This is a genomic window from Candidatus Hadarchaeales archaeon, from assembly GCA_038823825.1.
GTDB lineage: Archaea > Hadarchaeota > Hadarchaeia > Hadarchaeales > Hadarchaeaceae > JAVZGN01.
Window position 1 is genome coordinate 184,075 of sequence record JAWBCC010000001.1, and the last position, 22,424, is coordinate 206,498.

At 45.3% G+C, this 22,424-nt stretch carries 21 protein-coding genes; 1 reads left to right on the plus strand and 20 read right to left on the minus strand.

The genetic code is table 11. The annotated features are described in order from the left end of the window. The 15 genes from QXF64_00895 to QXF64_00965 form a co-directional block, all read right to left on the minus strand. On the minus strand, positions 1 to 765 hold the full coding sequence (locus tag QXF64_00895) for a glycosyltransferase family protein (GenBank protein MEM1689053.1): 765 nt from the start codon (positions 763 to 765) through the stop codon (positions 1 to 3). A 2-nt stretch (positions 766 to 767) separates the two neighbouring features. Beyond that, positions 768 to 1,760 (minus strand): Gfo/Idh/MocA family oxidoreductase, encoded by a 993-nt coding sequence (locus QXF64_00900; protein ID MEM1689054.1) that lies wholly within the window; start codon positions 1,758 to 1,760, stop codon positions 768 to 770. After that, positions 1,757 to 2,899 carry a UDP-4-amino-4,6-dideoxy-N-acetyl-beta-L-altrosamine transaminase gene (gene pseC, locus QXF64_00905; GenBank protein ID MEM1689055.1) on the minus strand — a complete coding sequence of 381 codons (1,143 nt, stop codon included), beginning with the start codon at positions 2,897 to 2,899 and terminating at the stop codon, positions 1,757 to 1,759. The genes QXF64_00900 and pseC overlap by 4 nt, the downstream gene beginning before the upstream one ends. Further along, the gene (locus QXF64_00910) at positions 2,896 to 3,822 is read right to left on the minus strand and encodes an SDR family NAD(P)-dependent oxidoreductase (protein MEM1689056.1); all 927 of its coding nucleotides are present in this window, start codon (positions 3,820 to 3,822) and stop codon (positions 2,896 to 2,898) included. The genes pseC and QXF64_00910 overlap by 4 nt, the downstream gene beginning before the upstream one ends. A gap of 2 nt (positions 3,823 to 3,824) precedes the next feature. Beyond that, complete coding sequence (locus QXF64_00915; protein MEM1689057.1) at positions 3,825 to 4,844, minus strand: SDR family NAD(P)-dependent oxidoreductase; 1,020 nt, start codon at positions 4,842 to 4,844, stop codon at positions 3,825 to 3,827. After that, on the minus strand, positions 4,844 to 5,200 hold the full coding sequence (locus tag QXF64_00920; protein MEM1689058.1) for a CDP-glycerol glycerophosphotransferase family protein: 357 nt from the start codon (positions 5,198 to 5,200) through the stop codon (positions 4,844 to 4,846). The genes QXF64_00915 and QXF64_00920 overlap by 1 nt, the downstream gene beginning before the upstream one ends. Before the next feature lie 157 nt (positions 5,201 to 5,357). Continuing rightward, entirely contained in the window at positions 5,358 to 6,518 is a 1,161-nt protein-coding gene (locus QXF64_00925) for a glycosyltransferase family 4 protein (GenBank protein ID MEM1689059.1), read from the minus strand. A 3-nt stretch (positions 6,519 to 6,521) separates the two neighbouring features. Then, the gene (locus QXF64_00930) at positions 6,522 to 7,742 is read right to left on the minus strand and encodes a CDP-glycerol glycerophosphotransferase family protein (GenBank protein ID MEM1689060.1); all 1,221 of its coding nucleotides are present in this window, start codon (positions 7,740 to 7,742) and stop codon (positions 6,522 to 6,524) included. Further along, positions 7,739 to 8,773: a glycosyltransferase family 4 protein gene (locus QXF64_00935; GenBank protein MEM1689061.1), complete on the minus strand. Its 1,035-nt coding sequence runs from the start codon at positions 8,771 to 8,773 to the stop codon at positions 7,739 to 7,741. Before QXF64_00935 ends, QXF64_00930 begins: the two co-directional genes overlap by 4 nt. A 38-nt stretch (positions 8,774 to 8,811) precedes the next feature. Beyond that, on the minus strand, positions 8,812 to 9,693 hold the full coding sequence (locus tag QXF64_00940) for a glycosyltransferase (protein ID MEM1689062.1): 882 nt from the start codon (positions 9,691 to 9,693) through the stop codon (positions 8,812 to 8,814). Next, positions 9,663 to 10,691: a glycosyltransferase gene (locus QXF64_00945; GenBank protein MEM1689063.1), complete on the minus strand. Its 1,029-nt coding sequence runs from the start codon at positions 10,689 to 10,691 to the stop codon at positions 9,663 to 9,665. Before QXF64_00945 ends, QXF64_00940 begins: the two co-directional genes overlap by 31 nt. Continuing rightward, positions 10,637 to 11,767: a glycosyltransferase family 4 protein gene (locus QXF64_00950; GenBank protein ID MEM1689064.1), complete on the minus strand. Its 1,131-nt coding sequence runs from the start codon at positions 11,765 to 11,767 to the stop codon at positions 10,637 to 10,639. Before QXF64_00950 ends, QXF64_00945 begins: the two co-directional genes overlap by 55 nt. Before the next feature lie 30 nt (positions 11,768 to 11,797). Continuing rightward, on the minus strand, positions 11,798 to 12,760 hold the full coding sequence (locus QXF64_00955; GenBank protein MEM1689065.1) for an SDR family NAD(P)-dependent oxidoreductase: 963 nt from the start codon (positions 12,758 to 12,760) through the stop codon (positions 11,798 to 11,800). Between the two features lie 31 nt (positions 12,761 to 12,791). After that, positions 12,792 to 13,577, minus strand: coding sequence for a metallophosphoesterase (locus QXF64_00960; GenBank protein ID MEM1689066.1), 786 nt, complete (start codon positions 13,575 to 13,577; stop codon positions 12,792 to 12,794). Continuing rightward, entirely contained in the window at positions 13,574 to 13,975 is a 402-nt protein-coding gene (locus QXF64_00965) for a restriction endonuclease (protein MEM1689067.1), read from the minus strand. The genes QXF64_00960 and QXF64_00965 overlap by 4 nt, the downstream gene beginning before the upstream one ends. Positions 13,976 to 14,016: 41 nt before the next feature. On the opposite strand from QXF64_00965, the gene rimI reads away from it, so the two are divergent. Then, on the plus strand, positions 14,017 to 14,487 hold the full coding sequence (gene rimI / locus QXF64_00970) for a ribosomal protein S18-alanine N-acetyltransferase (GenBank protein ID MEM1689068.1): 471 nt from the start codon (positions 14,017 to 14,019) through the stop codon (positions 14,485 to 14,487). On the opposite strand, the gene dnaG is transcribed toward rimI, so the two are convergent. The 5 genes from dnaG to rpl12p form a co-directional block, all read right to left on the minus strand. Beyond that, positions 14,447 to 15,640, minus strand: coding sequence for a DNA primase DnaG (dnaG, locus tag QXF64_00975; GenBank protein MEM1689069.1), 1,194 nt, complete (start codon positions 15,638 to 15,640; stop codon positions 14,447 to 14,449). The genes rimI and dnaG overlap by 41 nt on opposite strands. 132 nt (positions 15,641 to 15,772) lie before the next feature. Continuing rightward, positions 15,773 to 16,411 (minus strand): DUF434 domain-containing protein, encoded by a 639-nt coding sequence (locus QXF64_00980; GenBank protein ID MEM1689070.1) that lies wholly within the window; start codon positions 16,409 to 16,411, stop codon positions 15,773 to 15,775. 5 nt (positions 16,412 to 16,416) lie between these two features. Next, positions 16,417 to 19,284, minus strand: a complete 2,868-nt coding sequence (gene leuS / locus QXF64_00985) for a leucine--tRNA ligase (GenBank protein ID MEM1689071.1) — start codon at positions 19,282 to 19,284, stop codon at positions 16,417 to 16,419. Positions 19,285 to 19,319: 35 nt separating this feature from the next. Continuing rightward, positions 19,320 to 22,040 (minus strand): alanine--tRNA ligase, encoded by a 2,721-nt coding sequence (gene alaS / locus QXF64_00990; protein MEM1689072.1) that lies wholly within the window; start codon positions 22,038 to 22,040, stop codon positions 19,320 to 19,322. A 66-nt stretch (positions 22,041 to 22,106) separates the two neighbouring features. Beyond that, positions 22,107 to 22,412 (minus strand): 50S ribosomal protein P1, encoded by a 306-nt coding sequence (gene rpl12p / locus QXF64_00995; GenBank protein MEM1689073.1) that lies wholly within the window; start codon positions 22,410 to 22,412, stop codon positions 22,107 to 22,109. Between the last annotated feature and the right edge of the window lie 12 nt (positions 22,413 to 22,424).

A 22,424-nucleotide genomic window follows, 5' to 3' on the forward strand; every position in this document is an offset into this window, starting at 1 on the left:
TCACTTTTTTACAATCTCTCTGTCTTCTCTTAACGATTTTTCGTATCCTTCATTCCTTTTTATGCCGCGGTTTATTTCGGCAAGTTCAGGATGCTCCTTCAGCAACTCCAAAACATCCTGCATGTGAAAGATTTCTTTTCCAATTCTTTCGTAAACCTCTCTCACAAATCTCAGATCCTCTTCTCTGTCGACGGTCCAACGCAAATGAGAGAGATCATGCTCAGCCTCAAAACTTCCTATCTTAAATTTTTCGGGATGTTTTCGTATGTATGGTGTGACGTGCTCTCTCTCCGAAAGTTTGGTGGCATTCTCCCACGCCTTTTTCAAAGCATCAAACGAGAACACCTCCACATCGAGTCCATCCGGAAAAGTTGGCCTGACAGTATTGCTCACATAATCAAAATCACCTTTCAAGAAAAATTCCACCGTTTTATCGACGATTTCTGGGTCAATAAGAGGACAATCAGCGGTAATCCGAACAACAACGTCCGCTTTAAATTCTTTGGCCGCCCGATAATATCTGTCTAAAACATCATCTTCGCTACCCCGGAAGGTCTTGACCCTGCACTGCTCTGCAATTTTTACGATTTCATCATCTTCAGCATTTGTTGTAGTGGCTACAACGATTTCATTTATGAGCTTAGCTCTTTTCACCCGCTCTATCACATACCATAACATGGGTTTTCCACAGATCTCTTTCAGAACTTTGCCCGGAAGACGGGTAGATCCCACTCTCGCTTGTATGATAGCTACAGTTTTTCTCATCCTTAGACCCTCACCACTCTTCCGGTTTTCGCGGATAGTTTCGCAGCAAGCGCTATTTCCAAGGTCATTTTTCCCTCCTCGCCATTTACTTCCGGTCTGTCTTTTCCCTCCAAACATTTTATGAAATGTCTCATTTCCTCTACATACATTCTATTCCAGTCACATCCCCGATACACATTTCGCCATTTTTTGTTTTTTGCCAGAAAAACTCTTACACTTCCAGCGGGGAAACTCCAGACAACAGTTCCTTCCTCTCCTACGATCTCGCACATTCTAGAATAATCCCTCCTCACGAAATCGATATGAACGTTTGAAAGTTTGTTTTTTTCATGCTTCATGAGAATGCTCGCCGTATCCTCGACATTGATTTCAAGCGGGCTCAACTTTCCAGCGAAACAAAAGACCTCATTGACATTTCCCAAAAGCCATCTCATATAGTCTATCTCATGTGATCCGTCCAAAATTATTCCGCCACCCATCTCCTTCCTAGCTGTGTAGCTTTTCCGATAATCCTGCCAAGGTCTCCAGTCAGGAAGATATTGCTCAGCCTGTGCTCTACCGAACATCACTTTTCCGATCTCTCCACTTTCGATAATTTTTTTCACGAGTCGCATACCGGGATGAAATCTGAAATTGTATCCCACCGAAATGATCAAACCCTTTTTCTCTGCTTCTTCGATAATTTCGTCTACACCATCCATCGAGTGGGAGAGGGGTTTTTCGATGAACACATTTGCACCCGCATGCAAGGCCTGCCTGGCAAGAGGGACATGATTAACCGGAGGCGTACAGATGAGAGCCCCATCAGGTTTTTTCGCTAACGCCGATTCCAAATTCTTCTCGATTTCTACTCCATATTTTTCTCCAACATATTTGAGCCTCTTCGCATCGCTGTCGTATGCCGAAAGTTTTTTGATCCCCAACGAAAGCAGATTTTTAATGTGACGTTCTCCTATAGACCCACATCCTACAACCAAAATTTTAAGGTCCTTCATCGGGAAATCTCCCTCCCGATTTCTTTGACCACAGATATTGTTCTCATGACATCCTCATCCGTCATTTTGGGAAATAAGGGCAAGGTGACTATTCTTTCGCTAATGTCTTCAGCCACTGGAAAATCTTCTGGTCTGAAACCGAATTTTTCCCTATAATAGGAAAATTTGTAGACGGGAATGTAGTGCACCGCCGCACCGATTCCCCTCTCCCTAAGATGAAGAATGAATTCATCTCTGTTGATCCCTTTACAGACAAGCACGGTGAAAATATGCCAAGCATGCCGAACGTGAGGTCGAGAAATCGGAAGTTCTACGAAAGGAACGTCAGCCAGTTCCTCCATGTAGATTTTGACGATCTCTTCTCTTCTTTTGAGGAAATATTCTAGCTTTTTCAGTTGGGAAAGACCGAGCGCAGCCTGAAAATCTGTCATTCTGTAATTTCTGCCCAGCATCTTCACATCGTATGTCCATTTCCCCTTAGGTCCAAACCTCTCAAGCGCGGCGGTTTCAACACCCTGATTTCTAAGGATTCGCATTTTTTCAGCGAGCTCATCATCATCAGTAACGCACATCCCGCCCTCTCCTGTTGTGATATGCTTCACAGGATGGAAACTGAATATTGTGATGTCTGCGAAACTTCCAACCTTTTTTCCTTTATACTCGGCACCAAGCGCGTGGGCTGCATCTTCAATCAGCCATAAGTCATTCTCCTCAGCAATCCTTTTCAGCTCATCGATTTCACAGGGATGCCCGGCAAAGTCAACGTAAATTATCGCCCTTGTTTTTTCGTTTATTTTTTTCTCGACCTCTTCGGGGTTTATATTAAAGGTATCTTTTTCTATGTCGGCGAAGACAGGCTTGAGCCCAGCATACAGGATAGAGTGCGCTGTAGCCACAAACGTAAATGGTGTTGTTATCACTTCTCCGCTCTCTATCTCCAAAGAATTGACAGCGATATCCAACGCGGCAGTCCCGGAGTTGACCGCAATCCCGTGTTTGCTCCCGACGTAATCGCATACAGCATTTTCAAATTCTTTAACTTTACTGCCCATTACGATCCAATCACTTCGCAGAACCTTCACAACTTCTTCGATATCTTTCTCATCTATCCAGTGAAGTCCGTATGGAAGGAACTTCATGCTCCCGCCAGCCATTGCTCGGTTTTCTTTATTCCCTCCTCCAAACTTATTGCAGGTTTCCATCCTAGAAGTTTTCTTGCTTTCGAAAAATCACATACGAGTTTTCTTATTTCAGCCTGTGGATGTGGATGCTTCACATGCTTTATCATTTTATTATTTCCACAGATCATAAGTGCGAGTTCGTTTATGCTCACATCTCTTCCAGTTCCCGCATTGATGATCTCACCCACAGCCCTTCTGCTCTCCATAGCCCTTACGATGAAGTCTGCACAGTCCTCGACATAAAGAAGATCGCGCGTCTGTTCGCCATCCCCGAAAACTAGGAGAGGTTTCTTCTCCAACTTTCTCTTGATGAAAATGCTAACTACCCCACCCTCGCTGTCGCTTCGCTGGAAAGGCCCGTAGGTGTTAAATGGTCTCGTTACGACAACAGGCAATCCGTATGCCCGGAAGTAGGAGAGCGCAAGTTCCTCTCCTGCAAGCTTAGAACTGGCGTAAGGGGAGGCCGGCTTTACCGGGTGGTTCTCACTTATCGGTTTTCCCAGACTGGTATCATAGACTAAACAAGTTCCAACGAGCACGAGTTTCGCATCACGTCTTCTGCATTCCTCCAAAACATTATGAGTTCCGATAACATTCACCCGAAATGTTTCCTCCGGATCTTCTATCGATTTCTGAACATTTATTTGGGCAGCAAGGTGAACGCAGATATCAACATCTTCAAAAACTTTCTTCATTTTTCTGACATCTAGAACATCTCCCTTGACAAATTTGAAACATTTGTTTTTCAAGAATTCGTTTATGTTCGCTAAGCTGCCGCTACTCAAGTTGTCGTAAGCGATGACATTATAGTCAGAGGAAAGAAGCCTCTTCACAACCCATCTACCGATAAATCCTGCGCCCCCGGTGACCAGAACCTTCAAATTTAAGCCTCCGGAAGAAGCTCCTCAAGCATCTTTTCGATCTCTTTTTTGGTCATCGGTTTGGTATCACAGGATCTGTAGGGTTTAACCTCCGCCTTCTTAGCTTTTGGATACTCAAAATTTGCTCGTATCTCTTTTATCTCCGGAAGGACGATGAACATATCCTCGGTTTCTAGGGCTCTCTCGGCTTCCCCTTCCGTCATCAACTCCTCATAGAGCTTTTCTCCGGGCTTCCTCCCAATTATCTTGGTTTTTATCTTTTGGGGATCATGTCCATACTTCTCAGCAAACTTTTCGATCATAGTCGTAGCTAAGTCAGAGATGTTTACAACTGGCATCTTGAAAATGAAGATTTCCCCGCCTTTCGCCATTTCTGTGGCTCTTATGAGAAGCTCAATTGCCCTTTTGCTAGACATCACGAATCTTGTCATTGCCGGATCCGTGATGGTCACAGGACCGCCTTTTTTTATCTGCTCTAGGAAAACCGGGATGACTGAGCCGCTCGAACCAACGACGTTTCCGAATCTAACACTTGAAAAAACGCTTCTCCTAGCCCCTTTGTAATAATTGGCTGCTGTGATAAGCCTTTCACATAGAAGCTTTGTCGCCCCCATAACATTAGTTGGATTGACGGCTTTATCGCTACTCGTGAAGATCACTTTCTCGACTTCTTCTTGAATCGCTACATCAATCACGTTCTGCGTACCCAAAACATTGGTTTTCACCGCCTCGAAGGGATTGTACTCGCACTCCTCCACGTGCTTCAAAGCGGCCGCATGAAAAACCAAATCTATATCTTCTACTGCATATCTCAATCTGTCTTTATCCCGGACATCTCCGAGAAGGAATCTTATGTCCTCTCTCTCCCCGATTTTCAATTTCAGCTCAAACAAACGTGTTTCATCCGAGTCCAGAACTCTCACTACTTTCGGTTTGTGTTCAAGCAACTCTTGAACAAGCAGGCTTCCTATCGATCCTGCTCCTCCAGTCACGAGGATTTTCTTTCCTTCAATGAAGCTCATTATTTCTTCACCATCTTTTCTACCAATTCTGCGACTCTCTCAGATGACTTCCCGTCTATTCGGTAAAAATATTTCCTCACGAATTTTTCACGGTTTTTCATCAATTCATTTTGACTTTTCTTGTTTAGAAGTCTTTCGATTGTTGGAAGTAGCTCGCCTTTTCTTCTCACCTCCACGGCTACCCCCTCATCTATCAATAGCTTCGGGTAATACCTGATCGGATAAGGCTTTCCAGTCAAATTGACGATGATCACGGGTTTTCCTATTGCGGCGGCTTCGCTTCCAACAACAGATGCATCGGTTATTAAAATATTGCATGAAGCCAACAAATCGTAAAGATTCTCTTTTTTGCTCATGAAGTATTATCTTTTAAGTCTCACTAGATGAGCTGTCTCCTCTTCCGTCCAATACTGAATATCAATAGGATTACAAGAAGCGTACACAATGAGTTCAGCCCCAGCTGGTAAACCCAATTGTTTTTTATTTTATCGGCCTTCGCTAAAAGTTAAAATTTTATCTTTTACTATCCCAACTAGCGACTGCTGAGATAAATTTATCTGCTATTTTTTTCCAATCATAGTTTTCTTCTACAAACTTCCTTGCGGCGTATGTACATTTTCTTCTCTCATTTTCTTGAATTAGCATATGCGTAATTGCTCTAACGGCTTCACTTTCTTCTTTGTAAACGAATCCATAAGGACCGACAATATTCACAAGAGCAGGGATGTGGGGAACTACTGGATAAGCTCCGCATGCCCAAGCTTCTAAAAGTGGTATGTTCCAACTTTCATAAGAAGAGGACGAAAGATAGATTTTTGCTCTCTTCAGAAGAGAAATTTTTTCTTTCTCTGGTATTATGCCGGTAAAAATAATATCAGGTTCGTTTTTTGTCATACGCATCAGTAGTTCCTTTTCCGGACCATCACCTATAATGCACAGTTTCGCATCCTTCACTTTCTCTTTTACCCTTCTAAAGATCTCTATTGCCCTGTCAACTCGTTTAACGCGAGTAAGTCTGCCCAGAACAACGATTAGGTTTTCCTTGTCTTCAGAATATTCGTAATCTTCAATATTCACACCATTGCCAGTCACAAAGATCTTTCTGGCATCAATTCCGACGAAATCTATGATAAGTTTTTTACTTTCTGTAGAGATCGTTTCAACCAGATCTGCCATCCTACTACCAAGTGTCGCGAGCACTAGCTCCCCTAGAGACGTGGGGCAGGCATATGCTCCCTTGTTCAAAAAGAAACCGTAAAACAACACATTCAACCCGCCGATACCATGGATGCTTGCAATAAACGGGATTTTATACAGTTTACTTATCACGGGAGAAATAATAAAGCCTTCACTTGACCAACTGTAGATGAAGTCTGGTTTATATTCCTCGGCTATAAACATTCCAGCTCTTAAAAGCTCCATCAAGTTTTTTCCAAAATTAAATGTCTTCTTAAACATACTGTGTTCGGTAGTCCAGTTCCCAACTCTACAAACCCTAATTCCATCAATTACCTCCGTTCCGCCTTCTGGTAAAAAAGCTATAGCAGTTACCTCGTGTCCTCTTTTGACGAGTTCTCTCGCTATAAAAAAACCGTGTGCTTGTAATCCGCCCGTGATTATTATTTGGTCGTTTTGCTTATAGGGAAAATCAGGATTTAGGAATAAAAATCTCATAAGCTATCCGCCCCGCCCTCTGGCAAGTTTTTCTATTAAACTAGCCACCCGCTGAGAAGACATCTCATCCAACTTATAGAAATACTTTCTTATAAATTTCCAGCGATTTTTCGCAAGGTCTTTGCTTTTCAGAAGCCGCTTGATTGAGTTGTCGAGTTCATATTCTTTTAGAACCTCAATGGCTACTCCCTCGTCCGCTAACAATTTGGGGTAATATCTGTTTAGGTAGGGTTTACCGGTTAAATTGACGATTATTACGGGTTTTCCCATTGCAGCGGCCTCGCTCCCCACTACTGAGCCCTCAGTTATCAAGAGATCACAAGAAGCCAACAAATCGTAAAGATTCTCCTTTTTGCTCACGAATGTTTTGCTTGTATCCTCTCCTTGTAAAAAGCGCAGATATCTTTCGTTCGGTTCAGTTGGATGAGGTCTGATAAGCAAAAAGCAGTTCTTCATGTTTAGCACTATCTTGTTTAAAAGTCTCACTAGATGAGCTGTCTCCTCTTCCGTCCAATACTGAATATCAATAGGATTACAAGAAGCGTACACAATGAGTTTAGCCCCAGCTGGTAAACCCAATTGCTTTTTTATTTTATCGGCCTTCGGTTTTAATCTAAAAATATCGTCCATCAGTGGATTTCCCGTGATTACAATCTTTTCCGACGGTATGCCTCTACTTTCAAAAAAATTCTTTGAATATTCGCCCCAGACAGCAATTTTCATACACTCAGCACCATACCTATCATATCCGGGTTCAGGATTTCCGGACAATATGCTGGAAGTTCTTCTAACGAGAAGTTTTATGGAATGAGCAATATTTCCAGAGAACAAAACATTTTTGATGATATTTATGAAATAACTTGGTCCTAAGCTTCTATGCGGAGTGTCCACAACTATCCCTTCAGCTATGAGAAGCGTTGGTATTCCCAGTCTGTTAGCTCCTCTGACGAAATAGAGACAACCTGGGTCGATATCGTTTAAAACAACCACAACGTCGGGTTTCTCCTCTCGTAGGATAAACTCCGGATCCTTCTTTCGATAATCTTGAACCCGTTTAAATCGAATTCCGTTTTCTTGAAGTGCTCGCTCTATCCCAGCTCTACCCTTTTCGCCGTATCCTTCCAAACTTATCGCAAGTACATCTCCTTTCAGCTTCTTCGCAACTTTGGAAAACATTCTAACGTGGTAGACATTTCCAGGAATGAAGAGAACTTTGTAGTTCATCTTCTTTTCCTCCTTCTGAATCTTTCGAGAATCGTTTCTACCTCCCATCTCAAAACCATCTCTTTCTCATAGTTTTTGACGACGAAATTTCTCGCTTTCTTGGCAATCCTTGTCACATCTTCATAATTCTCCATTATCCATTGAATCTTTTTGGAAAGCTCGTTTTTTGAGTACGGATCAAAAGTGATAGCAAATTTCTTCAATTCTTCCGGAATGGCATACACGCTAGCTAGGACAGGGGTCCCGCTCGCCATCGCCTCGAGAATTGAAACAGAAAAGCCCTCCCAGAAAGATGGCAGAACAAAAAGATGAGATCTTCTGTACCATTCAGCTAGCTCCTCATCACTCACATAACCCAGATATCTAACATCCCCCTCATTTTCTCCTACCGCTCCGATTATGTTGAGCTCAACTCCACGAAGTTTTCTGCAGACTTCTTTCAGAGCCCCAAGGTTTTTTCTGGGTTCATCCCTTCCGACGAAAAGAATCTTGAAAGCTCCGCCTGGTTTTTTTCCTTTTGGCCTGAAAAATTTGGTATCCACAAAATTGCGCCCCTTTACGTAATCCCTCACACCATGCCTTTCTAAAAATCTGTCGCATTCTCTTGTGGCCGATATGATTAGATCAGATTTTTTGATAAAACAAATGTAAAGCTCTTTCAGAGGAAAAAACGTGAGCTTGGAGAATAGGGGCAGGTTTTTTGCTAAAGCATCTAGATCCCCTGCTTCATGACAAACGTAGAAGTTTTTCCTAGTTTTCCACATTCCGCCCCCATGGGCTATAACGATATCAAAATCATCAAGAATACCTTTTCTATTCAGATAAAACGAGGCCCAAATCGTGTTATATCCAACCGCCTTTTCCGGAAAAATTCTGTTCACGCAAACCTGTTCAAAATCGATGTTTTCGTTTTTTTCAAAAACCCCTAAAACAGGCTCTATTCGGGCGTAACTCTTAAATGTCTCCGCAAGTCCAAGCATCACTCTTTCCGCTCCTCCCAGCCATCCCCTCTGCCAAATGAATACTTTCAAATCGCTTTTCATCCTCACAACCACTTGGAGACAGAAGTTTATTCTAGTTTTCCAAGGATTCCTTCCCTCCAACCACGGAATAACTCCTTGAAAAAGTTTCTCCCTTTGCTCACAGAAAGATAGAAGCACTCCAGAAATGCCACAAAAAACGCCGCGATCAGGCAAGCGCTACTTCCATTCTTGCGTATGAAATAGCTCTTGTGACTCCAATAATACCTAAGCCATCTTCTGTAATCCGGTTCCCTACATCCACCACTTTCCGGTGGCATGTGTTTGATCGAGTAAAATGGAACATAGTAAAGTTTCTCCCCAAGCTTTCTAAGTCTAAAAGAGAAATCACAATCCTCAAGGTATGCGTTTCCCTCCCCTAGTTTTTCGTCAAATATCAATCCAGAACCCCTCCGCACGATGAAGCAAGCTCCTGGAAGATGCGATATTTCAACGATTTTCTCCAGCCTTTCCCCAAACCCGGCGAAAACCAAACCCAAGGGGAAAATCATCTTTCCCACAAAAATTCTATCCAGCAGATGGGATTTCACTCCCTCTATCCTAAAGCAGAAATTTTTCAGTTCGGAGTATCTTTCACATTCCTTCAGAAAGTTTTCGTCAATTCTTACGTCGTCGTCAAGGAAAATCAGGAACTCCCCCCTGGCTTTCTCTATCCCCCTGTTTCTCGCTCCCGGTAATCCCAACTTCCTATCGAAGATTATTTTGACAATATCTAGGATGCTCTTTTCTTCGTGGCTATTTATAACGTTAAGAGTATCCTCGTCCGGATTCTCAGTCACGATGATTACCTCAACCCTTTCTCTGAGTTTCTCAAATTTCTGTTTCTCCAGATCCGTGAGGAGCCTGTCTAGCTCAACCGGTCTTCTATAGGTGGGGATGATCACGGAGAACGTCTTAACAGAGCCTTCCAAAATCCCACCTCGTTCGCAAAATATTTCACGATTAAAAGAGAAAACACTCCAGGGAAAAACTTCGGTCCGCCAGCCACCGCAGCTTTAACTGATATTAAAAGAAGAGGGGAGATTCCGAGAATGAAAAGCAGGAGCCCAAGAATAGGCCAGAAAGCTGTGAGAACCGCCCAAGCCACGACGGCGAAGGGTAAAAATAGCGCAACATACCTTTTCCACCGGAATCCCCATCCTATCTCTTTCCCAAGTCGGAACATCAGACCAGCACCATAACCGTACGCAACTTGCTGCCTCCAGAACTTCCGCACGCTGCTCTTGTAAAAGTGCTCAAATCTCGCCCTCCTCGTTCCGTAGATTTTCCACCCAGATTTCATCATCCTGAAATGAAATTCCGAATCCTCACCCCACTGAATTTTTTCGTCAAACAACCCCTCAGGCAGGGCTTCTCTTCTCCACACTCCACATTCGCAAGGGACCGAATGGGTTTCTACGATATCTTTTTCTTTGAGCGTTGGCGTTGTGACCAGACTGACCTGGGCCATGCCAGGTATAAAATAAACACATTTTGCCACGAAGTTCTGGCTTTCCGGAAAAACCTGCATGCCGGCCACACCCCCGGCTTCCGGATGCTCCATCAGAACCTTCAAGAGTTCCTCCACACAGTTCTTTTCGAGTCTAACATCAGAATTAAAAGTCAAAATGTATCTCCCCTTCGTCTCTCTTATCCCCAGATTCCTCCCCCTGCTTATGTTGCACCCGGGCTCAACCATGATTTTCAGTTTGGGGAGTTTTTCAGAATATTTTTTTGCGACCTCGACGGTTCCATCCGTGCTCCCCGCGTCCACGATCACAAATTCTATCTCTCTGACTGGATAAGTCTGCTCGAGAAAAGATTCGAAAAACTTCGCAAGCTGATCTGCATTGTTATAAACAGTCATCACCGCGCTTACTTCGTCAGGTCGCGGTAAACCTCCAGAACCCTCCTTCCAATTTTCTCCCATCTGAAGTTCTCCACCCATTTTTCTCCTTCCTCCACAAGTTTCTTTCTCAGATTATCATCCGTCAAAACCGCCAAAATCTTTCCTGCCATATCCTTGATATCCCCCGGGCCGAAAAACAGACCTCCTTTCCCCCCCGAGGCTTCGAGTAGAGGTTCGATTTTCGTCGCAACGAATGGAACCCCTGCCGCCATCGCCTCGAGCAGCACGATTCCAAACCCCTCCACCGTGCTCGCTAAGCAAAAAACATGTGAAGATTTCAGAACTTCCATTACTTTTTCATGGCTTTTCAAAAATCCAAGAAAGTCTACATTTTTCTCGATTTCCAACGCAGCAGCGAGTTTCCTCAGTTTCTCTTCTTCAGGTCCAGTTCCAACAATCTTACATTTGACATCCGGTAGCTCCTTTTTGACCTCCGCGACCGCTCTCAAGATATCATCCACATGCTTGTACTCCACTAACCTCGATATGCAGCAGATTGTTGGGTTTATCTCTTTTTTTGCCTCCAGCTTGCGGATCTTCTCAACATCTACACCATTCGGTATTACTTCTATTTTCTCTTCACAAACACCGTGTTTGACGAGCATTCTTTTGGTAAACTGGCTTACAGCAATGAACCGGTCCCACTTTCTGCTTAACATGAAACTTTCAAGAAGCTCTCCAGCTATGCCGATCACTCCAACGTTCTTAACCCATCTTCCCAACCACACATCATGATATGTCGCAACGGCTGGGATCTTCAACCTTCTAGAAATCAGCCAAGCGACAGGATATGCGATAAAACAATATCCATCGACGATATCCAGTTCCCCCTCCGTTTTTATGCCATCGACGATGAAGCTTAGCCTTTCCACAATGCTCCCTTTCTGGGAATATCTTCTCTCTTTACCAAGCCTGATGACTCTGATTCCCAAAAATTCGCTTTCTTTCTGGTCTCCAATCTCTCTGGTCGTGAAAACCGTCACTTCCTCGCTCTTCGCGATTTCTCTTGCCACGTGAAAGGCCCTCGCCTCAGCTCCTCCTCTCACCTCAACCTCCGGGCTTTTGGGAAAGAACTCCGTGACGATTCCTATTCTCATCCTAAACACCCGGCGTCTGTTCTGAAGCCCCTATTTCGCCCCAACGCACCCATAGGTTTTTTCATACCAGTTTATGAATTTTCGAAGCCCATCCCCTAAAGAGACCTTCGGTCTGAATCCAAGCGATTTAAGTTTGGAGATATCTGCAAGAGTCACCGGAACATCGCCGGGCCAAGATTTACCGGTATACCTAATTTTCGTCTTTCCAGCAAGCCCAGTAATCTTCAAGATTTCCTCCACGATCTCGCTCACCGAGAAATTTCTCCCGTATCCGACGTTGTAAGCCTCGCCCTTCAGTCTCCCCTTCTCGATTATAAGCATTGTCGCATCAACCGCATCGCTTATGTAAAGATAGTCCTTTGTCTGTTTTCCGTCTCCAAGAACCTCGAGTTCCCTCCAGTTTTTTCTCAGTTTTTCGAGCAGATCAAACATGACCCCACGCCGGGATCTCGGACCGTAAATATTGTAATATCTTAGGTTTGCTGTTTTGATGTCATAGAGCGCAGAGTAAGATGCGCAGAAAGCTTCTGCAGCCGCTTTTGAGGCCCCATAATTAGAGATCGGTAAAATAGGCTGGTTTTCATCAGTCGGCAGAACCTCTGTAACACCGTAGACCGTCGATGAGCTTGCAAAAATCACGACTCCAACATCAAGCTTCCTAGCACATTCGAGAACGTTCAGGGTCCCCCTGACATTAACCTCAAAATCCTCAAGCGGATTCTCAGCTGATTTAGGAACGCTTGATTGTGCGGCAAAGTGAAGCACGCCTTCGACTTCCTTCATGCTTCTTTGCAAGTCAGCGATTTTCCTGATATCTCCCTTTACAAGATGAAACTCTTTTTTCTTCACCAAATTTTCCAAGTTCTCCATGAAGCCACATGAGAAATTGTCGATCCCCACAACCTTCACACCATCGGAGATGAATCTTTCGGCGAGATGGCTTCCCATGAACCCAGCCACGCCAGTTACAAGAACCCTGCTTATCTTTTTCAATTTCTCACTACTGTCATATTCACGTGGAATATTAAGAGGTTTCACATCCCTCCGCTATTTTTTCCAAGTTTCTAACCCTCCCCAGCAGAGTCCCATCCAAGAGGTAAACTTCAGCCTCTAGAACGTTCGCCGCCCCACTTTTGAACATCGGACCTATGAACTCCTCAGACATCTTTCTGTTCACAGGAGCTCCCCCAACCATTTCTCCAAAGGCAGGCATGACAATCAACTTTGGACATTTTTTCCCCACTCTGAGTTCTTTCGGTAATTTTGACCGTTCGAGCTCGACCTTTAGCCACACCGGCTCCACTATCCTTCCACCATATTTGTCTCTGATCTCAACCGCTGGATGTGTGTGACCCATCACCAGAACTTTACACCCCATAACATCGGGTGATGGCCATGCATGCCCATGTAGCAGACCAACAGAATTCCCGAGCTTTATTCCTCTGACATCGTGCAGCACAACCCCTCTTGGGACCATTCCTTCTATGTCTCCATCATGATTACCTGGAACGATTTCTACATTCGCATACTTCATGAGCTCCTCGAGTAGTGCTGGAAGCTCCCTCCATTCCTGCCAACTAGCAACCGGAATTCCATGCTTCACATCTCCCAAGAGAATAATCCTGTCAGGTTTGAATCTCTCAACAAGGCTCAAAAGCCTCTTTTTGACCTTCGGTGTCTGGCTTGGAAGAGAAATCCCGCTTTCGGCTAGCTCCCCCTCTACTCCAAGATGCAAATCTGCCACAACCAAGATTTTCTGCCCACCAGCTCTCACTATCAACGCTGGCTCTCCAGGAATCAATTTTATCAATCGCTTTCCTCCTCGAGAATTTCTCTCAGCGGTCTCCCGACATCTGGATCAATTCTATAATACATCCTACTTTTTGGAAGTCTTTTGATTTCCTTTGTTTTCAGCGCTAGAACGGGGGTTCTTCGGAACCCAAAACAAACAATGGCTTCCGCTTCCATCTCCTTCGCTTTCTTCTCAAGCATACGGATCTCATCCTTAGCCACGTAAATCGGTACCAACCTAGAAGTTTTTTTACAGCTCACCAAATATCTCAGTTTTCCTTTTTTGTAGATCTTCAGATCGATTCCGAGAGAGCTTCCGGCTCTATCCCATTCAAATCCAAACTCTTCGAAGAGATATGCCACCCGATATTCAAAATTCGTCCCTCTCTTTTTCTGCGAGACCACGGCAGTCCCCAAGCTTTATTTTTGTGGCTGAAGAATTAAAAATACGAAAATCGATGTCCGAGCTTCCTAGTCTCGTGATTAGAGAAGCAAAAAAGGAAGATCTCAAGAAGGTTTTTGAGATAGAGCTCAAGTGTTTTCCAGACCCCTACCCTATAGACCTTTTAAAGAAGCTTCTTTCAACATATCCTGAGACTTTCCTCGTCGCCGAATTCGAAGGGAGGATCGTCGGTTATATAATAGCAGGGATCAGATGGCTCTCTATCGGCCACATTCTCGCAATCGCTGTAGATCCAGATTACAGAAACAGAGGAATCGGCTCAGCCCTCATGAAAGAGATTTTCCGTCGTTTCCGAAAGCATGGCGTGACCTTGGTTAGACTTGAAGTGAGGAAAAGCAATGTCACTGCCATCAAATTTTACCGCACTCTAGGTTTCGTCGAAAGGTTCGAGGTCCCGTTCTATTACGCTGACGGGGAAAGCGCAATCACCATGGAGCGCGATCTTTCCCCAACCCCTGCTTCTTGAAATCCTCCAGTGTAAGGATCTCGACATTCGCCGGAGGTTTAGAAACAGTTGATGTAAGCCCCACGATATGCTTTATGCCTTTTGCGGCTGCCAGGTCTGTCATCTCCTGCGTGATTATGCCGTCGAAAACCACTGCCATCACACCACTTGAGTTCTTTATCTCCTCTTTGATATTCGCAACAGGTACTTCTTTGATGGGCTCCAGACCGTAGTTGAAGAGAACCCCCTGCAAAGTTCCCCTAAGTCTGTTCATAGTGTCCATAAGTTTCTGGAGAATGTCTTTTTTCGGGGGAAGAATCTTGTGAATGATCGCCGAAACCGGTTTCTTATCCTTAAGCGCCTTGATGATTTCTTTTCTTGTAAGTTCTTCGACGCTTCTTCCCGGCGGTGGCCTAGCAACATAATCAACCCTTGCAACCTGTAAAAGTTCGCGCAGGATTAGATCGCCTCCTCTATCGCTGTCAACAAAAGCCGTAACGGTCTTGTTCTTTGTGAGTTCGACAATTTCCGGCGGTACGCTAGTTCCGTTAACGGCTATGACATTCCTTATCCCAGCTCTGAGCAGGTTGAGAACATCCGCTCTGCCCTCAACAATGATTATGGCATCCGAGGTCTCGACCTCTGGTCCGGCCGGCAACCCACGGTATTCAACTATTTCTCCGGTTTTGATCGTATCCTTCACATGCTCGGTTATCTCCTGTGCTTCTGGAAGCTCCTCCTCGAGCTTCTTCAGAATTTCCTTCGCCCTATCCAGAATGTACTTTCTTTTTGTGTCTCTCACATCTTGGATTTTTTCAACCTTTATCTTGGCCTCGCAAGGTCCAATTCTTTCAATAGTCTCTAACGCAGCCGCTATGATTGCGGTTTCATACCTATCCAAGCTCGAAGGAATCATTATAGTTCCTTTCGTCTTCCCCCCTTCAGTCTGCAGATCAACTTTAATTCTCCCAATTCTCCCAGTTTTTAAAAGCTCCCGGAGATCGAGTTCATCTCCCAACAGCCCTTCAGTCTGCCCAAAGACAGCTCCGACAACATCTGGTCTATCCACTACCCCATTCGCTTCCAGCGATGCATAAATCATATATTTCACGGTTGGGATGAGACTCTCTTCTTTCACTTCCCTAACTTCCGCTGAGTTTTGCTTCTCGTTCACACGATGCACCTTCTTTTACAGCCAGAAGTGAGTGAGCTTGATATCTGGCTTTCTAAGTATAGTAGAACTCTCGAACTTTTAAAAGGTACGGTTTGCTTACCGGACATCCTGTTTGCAAAAGCTACCAGAGACTCAAATTTTTAAAACTTTTTCTTTTCTTCTGCGCAAGATGTAAGCCGGAATATCCCAAATCATCCTTGCCTTTTCGATGACCACACGATCGCTGCTCGCTGTAACCTCTGCTCTCGCCACTTTACTGTCGACCCCTTTCTCCGCTCTAGCCTCTCCACGAATTCCACTTTCTTCCAGCCTTTCTTTCACGAAACGTGCTAACTCACCACTTCTGCTCACTTGGGCGTCAAAGAGTACGGTTACCCTCTTAGGTTTAGTTTTTGAAATCGCTTTGACGATTTCATCCACTGCTTCTGCACTCTTCTCACCAAATCGATACTTTCCGAAAACCCCTCTGAGATCTCTAACAATTCCATCCTCACACATTATCACAGGTTCACCTCTCAGAATAGCTTCTACTGTTATTAGCACATTGTATCCATCGACAGCTAGCCATCTTTTCCTTACTTCCCTGATCCCGACGATCTTCTCCCTATGTTTCCTCGCCTCCTCCTTGGAAAAAACACACCTAGCCAAAAGGTGTCTTTCCCATTCATTTAACCTGAAATGATTTGCTACAAACGTGACCGCGGATTCTCTCCGGTAGCCCCTGTCAAGCAGATATCTCAAATCCCTGGCAGCTTCGACCAGCTTCTCCATTCTTTTTACTCCACGTATACAGCCGGTCTCAGGGGCAGACTCCTCTTCGCCCTCCCGGCTGGATCATACTTCTCCTCATCGCTTTCCCTGAAAACACGAACTTCTCTTGCTCCGACCTGACCCGCGATGTATCTGATGGCATCACTCAGGATATCAAATTCGTTAACTCCTTTCCTAATAGCTTCTATCTCTTCTGGAGAAGCCTTTCTCACCTCTGCGATCATCGTCTGCAAAATCTTCGCCAGCTCTTTTTCGGTCATATCTTCTGCAAATCTCCTCGCCTCTGTCAGAAGAGCGTCAAAGTCTATCTTCCCTTTTTTCATCTGTTCTAGAGCCATCCTGCAGACTTTCCATTTCCATTCCTCCGCTACGTAAATGCAAACGATATCCGGCGTTTCTTTTCCGATGACTTTCTTGATCTCTGAGATGTCCTCAACGATCTCGTCAACGAAAGCTTCGGCAAACTCAACCTCAAGGTTTCTCACTTCCACACTCGGCCAATTTGCAAGAGAGACAAACCCATCCTTACCCATCATTTTCCATATCTCCTCACAGACGTGCGGAATGAATGGTGCGAGCATTCTAATCCAGACATCCAGAACATCCCTAAGCACCTTGCCCTTAGCAGAACTTGTAGATCTTTCCAGATATCTTCTCACATCCTGCATCATCATGTAAAACGCATGCTGTGCGGCTTTCCTCGTTTCAAAAGCCTCAAGTGCGGCAGTCGTTTCTCCAAGATGGAAGTTCATCCTGCTCAAAATCCATTGCTCTGCTCGTCCGGTTTCTCCATCCTCCACAGGGATTGAAAGAATCTCATCTACAAGTGACGCAAATCTTCTGAGATTAGAATGTGTCGCCTTCACCTCTTCGCTTCTCCAGTCTAAATCCTGCCAAGGCTCCGCCACCGCCAGCAGGTGAAGTCTCACAGTGTCCGCTCCGAATTCCTTCACGGCCTCAGATATCGCCACTATGTTCCCCTTAGAAGAAGACATTTTCTGACCCTCGAGTATAACCATTCCAAAGCTTACGATTCCTCTCGGACAAGCATCGGGGAAGAGCAGTGCGTGGTGAAATATGTGAAAGGTAAGATGGTTTGGTATAAGCTCATCTGCCGACATTCTGTAGTCGAGAGGATACCAGTATGTAAACTCCTTCCTCATCTTCTCTAACTTTTCCCTTTCAATCCCGCTCTTTCTTGCGATTTCCGTTATGTCACCTTTTCCGTAAAATACGTAGTCAAAAACCTCATCATTGAGTTTCTCTGCATCTATTGTTTTGAGTATGTGTGAGATTGTGTAATATGCCATATATATCGTTGAATCACTCAGGGATTCTATTATCCAGCTAGGATCCCACGGGGCCGGAGTTCCCATTCCAATCTTCCTAGTGCAAGGCCACTCCTTCAGCCACTCAATCGTATATTCAAACTGTGTTCTCGTCTCCGGCGGGACGAGATGCATCATGGAGAGACATTTCCTCGCCATTTTTTTCCAATCTTCTCGCCCATAATCAATGAACCACTGATCTTCAACGATTTTTATGGTGACTCCGGTTCCACATCTGCAGGTGACGGGCTTCTCCGCGAATTCATACATAATCGCTCCATCTCCAGACTTTATCAAATCCTCTTTGACCGCGACTTTGGCCTCTGAGACCTTCATCCCTCCGTATTTTGGAATCCAGCTTCTCATAGTTCCCTTAAGAAATTCCGCTCGGTAGACCTCCTTCGTAGCCTCCTCCAGTCTTGGGTCAGTTTGATCCGAGATTCCCATTTTTCGCACGACATCGACAGCCGGAAACTCCCCATAACCCTCCACCTCAATCAGACCAATTGGTGAAAGCTTCTCAACCAAGTCTTTGCCGATACCCCATCTCGAGAGATCGGATGATTTCAAGTTTTCCAAGGCAACGTAATCGTAAGGCGCATGTGCAGGAACGGACCCGACCACTCCTGTGACGTTATCCGGATCAACGAACGTTGCTGGTAGTATCGGCACTTTTTTCTTTGTGATAGGCACTTCTACCAGAGCCCCGAATTTGATCTCGAATGGTTCTAGCTCCCCTACTCTGTATCCCTGCATCCTCAGCTTATCGACGGCTTGTTTACTTACCACCCACTTCTCATCATCAACGGAAACCACCACATATTCGCTGTTTGGATTCAGCCAAATGTTTGTCAACCCAAAAAGAGTCTCAGGTCTGAGTGTTGCAGCTGGGAAAACTAGGTCTCCCATTCTGTACTTTATGATCGTGAACTCTAGCACCTCCACACCTTCTCCCTCTAGCAGGTCATGATCTGTAACGGGGTTTCCGCAGTTCGTACACCATCTAACAGGATGTCTGCCCTTCACAATCAGTCCGGCATCCCAGAGTTTGTGGTACTGCCACGTCACAAACTTCTTGTAGTGCGGATCTATCGTTCTGAATTCTCTCCTCCAATCAATCGAATACCCAAGCTTCTCCATACCTTTTCTGTAACTCATTTCACTCTCCTTCGCGAAGAAGTTCCCGTAGAACTCCGGATTTTCAAACTTTGGAAGCATTTCCCTTGGCACCCCATATCTCTCGGTCAGGACCCTCACGAGTGTTGGGTCTCTCCTTGCAACTCTCCTCGCAGCCCCCACAATTGGAGTCCCTGTGAAGTGATACGCCATGGGAAAGAGAACGTTATATCCGCGCATTCTCTTGTAGCGTGCAATGACGTCGGGAACGGTGTAAGTCCTACCGTGTCCGATGTGCATGGGACCGGAGACGTAAGGATATGCAACAGTCAAGTAAAACTTGGGCCTCTCATCTGGCTCTGCTTCAAATATCTTTCTCTCTTCCCAGATCTTCTGCCATTCTTCGCAAATTTCCCTGAAATCGCGCATCTAAAAACCTCCATCATCCAGCTTTTTAATTCGTTCTAGATGGCGGAGATCTCTGAAACTGCCATTTCGAGAGCCTCATCCAGTTTTTCAATCTTAGTTCCACCTCCTTGGGCGAAATCTTTTCTTCCGCCCCCACCGCCGATCACCGCCGAGATTTTGCTCATAATTTTTCCACAATCAACGCCTTTCTCAACAGCTCCTCTTCCAGCCATCATGACAATTTTGGCGGAACCCTCCGCCGCACTCCCGAGCACGACTACCGCGTTCTCATTCTCCTTTACGATTTTTTCGCAGGTCTTAATCAGTTCCCCGACCCCCACGTCATCAACTCTCGCTTTGAAAACGCTCAACTCTCCGATTCTAACACATCTTGACTTAAGCCAATCGGCAAGCATATTCCCAATCTTTTCCTCCATTCTCTGAATTTTCTTCCTCAGTTCCTTAACCTCTCCAAAGAGTTTTTCCACAGCTTCAGAAACATTTTCCTTGTGTGCGCCTAGCAACTCCGAGATTTTTGAGATTTCGTTTTCCCTTTCTCTGATTATCTTGAGAGCGGCTTCTCCAGCAGCGAACTCCAATCTCTCGATCCCATCCTGAATACGTTCAACTCCAAGTATCTTTAGAAGACCAACTTCTCCTGTGCTCTCACAGTGTGTTCCGGCGCATGCTTGAACGTTCCATCCCTCGATTTCCACGACCCTAAGTTTTTTCCCGGGAACCACACCTCCTTGATAAAGCTCGAATCCATATTTGCTCTCGGCATCATTTCTATTCATCCAGCTGGCGATAACTCTTCTGTTTTCAAAAATCACATCATTGCAGAGTTTTTCGATTTTCTCAATCTCCTCCGGCGTGATCCGCCTGAAATGTGAGATGTCAAGCCTAGATCTGTCCGTACCCTTCTGCGCCCCCTGTTGCCAGACGTGCTCTCCAAGCACTCTCTTCAGGGCCCCGAGCAATATGTGCGTCGCTGTGTGATGGATCATCAGAGATTTTCTCCTCTGCCAATTGATCCTACCAATGACTGCTTCTCCGGCTCTGAAATTGGGGGGTTCAACTCTGTGTAGCACAATTTCTCCGACTTTTACGACTTCTTTCACCCTCGCCTCGGTTTTCTTTCCAATCAACTCTCCCATATCCGACGGTTGTCCGCCTCCTTCGGGATAAAAAGCGGTTCTGTCGAGCACAACGTATTCTCCAATGACCTTCCTCACCCTAGCTCGAAACTCGGAAATCTTTGGATGATCGTAGAAAATAAGCTTTGTCGGCTTCAGTCCTTTTAGCTCAGATTTATCGACTGGAGAAACGCTTGTAGGAACATGTCTAGCCTTAGAATGAGCCTTAGCAACCTTTATATAGAAATCCTCAGGTACCTCGACCTTTACACCAGCTTTCTCGGCGATCTCCTTGACATTCTCCGGCGGCAATCCATGACTATCGTAAAGCATTATCAACTGTTCTTCGGTCAAAACCCTCTCTTTCATCTCCACGAGCATTCTTTCGAGTAGTTTCACACCTTTCTCCAGAGATTCCATATACTTCTTTTCCTCAACCTCCACAACCTGCAAGATGTAATTTCTTTTTTCCCAAATTTCCGGGAACCATGGTGCCAACTCTGATATCATGATGTCCACGAGCTCCGAGAGGGGGGCAGTGATTCCCAATCCCCTAACCATTCTTATCGTCCTTCTGAGAACGAGTCTGGCCAAATATCCCTCCCTAACATTGCTCGGAGTTATTCCATCGGCGAACATGAAACACAGGCATCTGAGATGATCAGCGACAGCGTAAATAGATTCAATTGGCTCAAGTATTCTCTGCAACTCCCCCTCATCGATCCCGATTCGTTCTGCAACCTTTGCTCTGAGCGTGCGCAGATCTCTTCCGCTCTCTATGTCGATGATTCCGGCCATCTTCGAATTCTCTCGCAAAATGTGTTCAGGAGGCATCTTGACGCCAGCCATTTGTCTTATCCTTTCCACCAACTCGCCAAAAATGGCGTCATACCCAGTTGGAGTCCCCTGAGAAATCCAAACAAGCCTTTCCATTCCGTAACCTGTATCCACAACCTTTATCGGTAGCTTTCTATAATTTCCAGCTTCTCCAGCATACCTCATGAAAACAAGTGTGGCAACCTCTAAGCCTCTGACGTTAACCTCAAAGTCTTCTCCGGCGTTTCCACCACCCTCCCAGAAACTCTCTATATATGTGATTTCCTCCGGTTTGATTCGCAGACTCCTCGTTAGGAATTCGTGGCAGAATTCTACAGTTTCATGGTTCCAGTAAATCTCTTTCTTGGGATAGTTGAATGCGTGATGTCCACCCATAAAAAAGAGCGTGAAATGTCTTCCAGATCTGCCTACATTGTCTATATCCTTTAATCTTATGCTCGGCTGGCTTATCACGAGAGGATTCGCTGGTGGTGGTACAAGTCCGCTCGTCACCCAAGGCTGGAACCCGGCTATTGAAGCGATAGTTAAAAAGATGTCGTCCCTCCATCTAGCGACAACGGGATACCTTTTTACAACTGAATGCCCGCGCTTCTCGAAGAATTTAAGAAAAACCTCCTCCATCTCGTGCAACGTGTAGCGCCTTTTTGTCGGTGGATCTCCGATAAACGAGTACTCCACGCAAGGCGTATCTCCGCAGGTCTCTCTGGCCGGATCAAGCGTCCAGAAGAACCTTCCACATCCGCTGCACTTTTTTCTCACGAAGCCCTCTTCTCTGAAAAGCCTGACATTGTAAATTTCCTGCATACTTTAGCCCATACTAACTAATCGTGGGAATTAAAACGCTTGATTTTTCGGGCGTCATGGAATTTTTCATCCAAAGAGCGCCCCAAGTCCTGCTAGAGCTTCTTCCTCTTTTTTCTCCTCTTTCTTTTCTTCTACTTTCTTCTCCTCAGCCTTTGAAGGCGCGGCTGGTGCGGCCGGAGCCGCAGGAACAGCCGGAATGGTCGCGCTCTTTATGGCCTCATCTATGTTTACGTTTTTGAGCGCGGAAACGAGCGCTCTAACCCGCGCCTCGTCAACCTCAACCCCGGCAGCTTTCAGTATGTTGATCACTCCCTGCTCGTCTACCTGCTTGCCAGCCGCATGCAGCACCAGCGCAGCATGTATATATTCCATTCCGCTCACCTC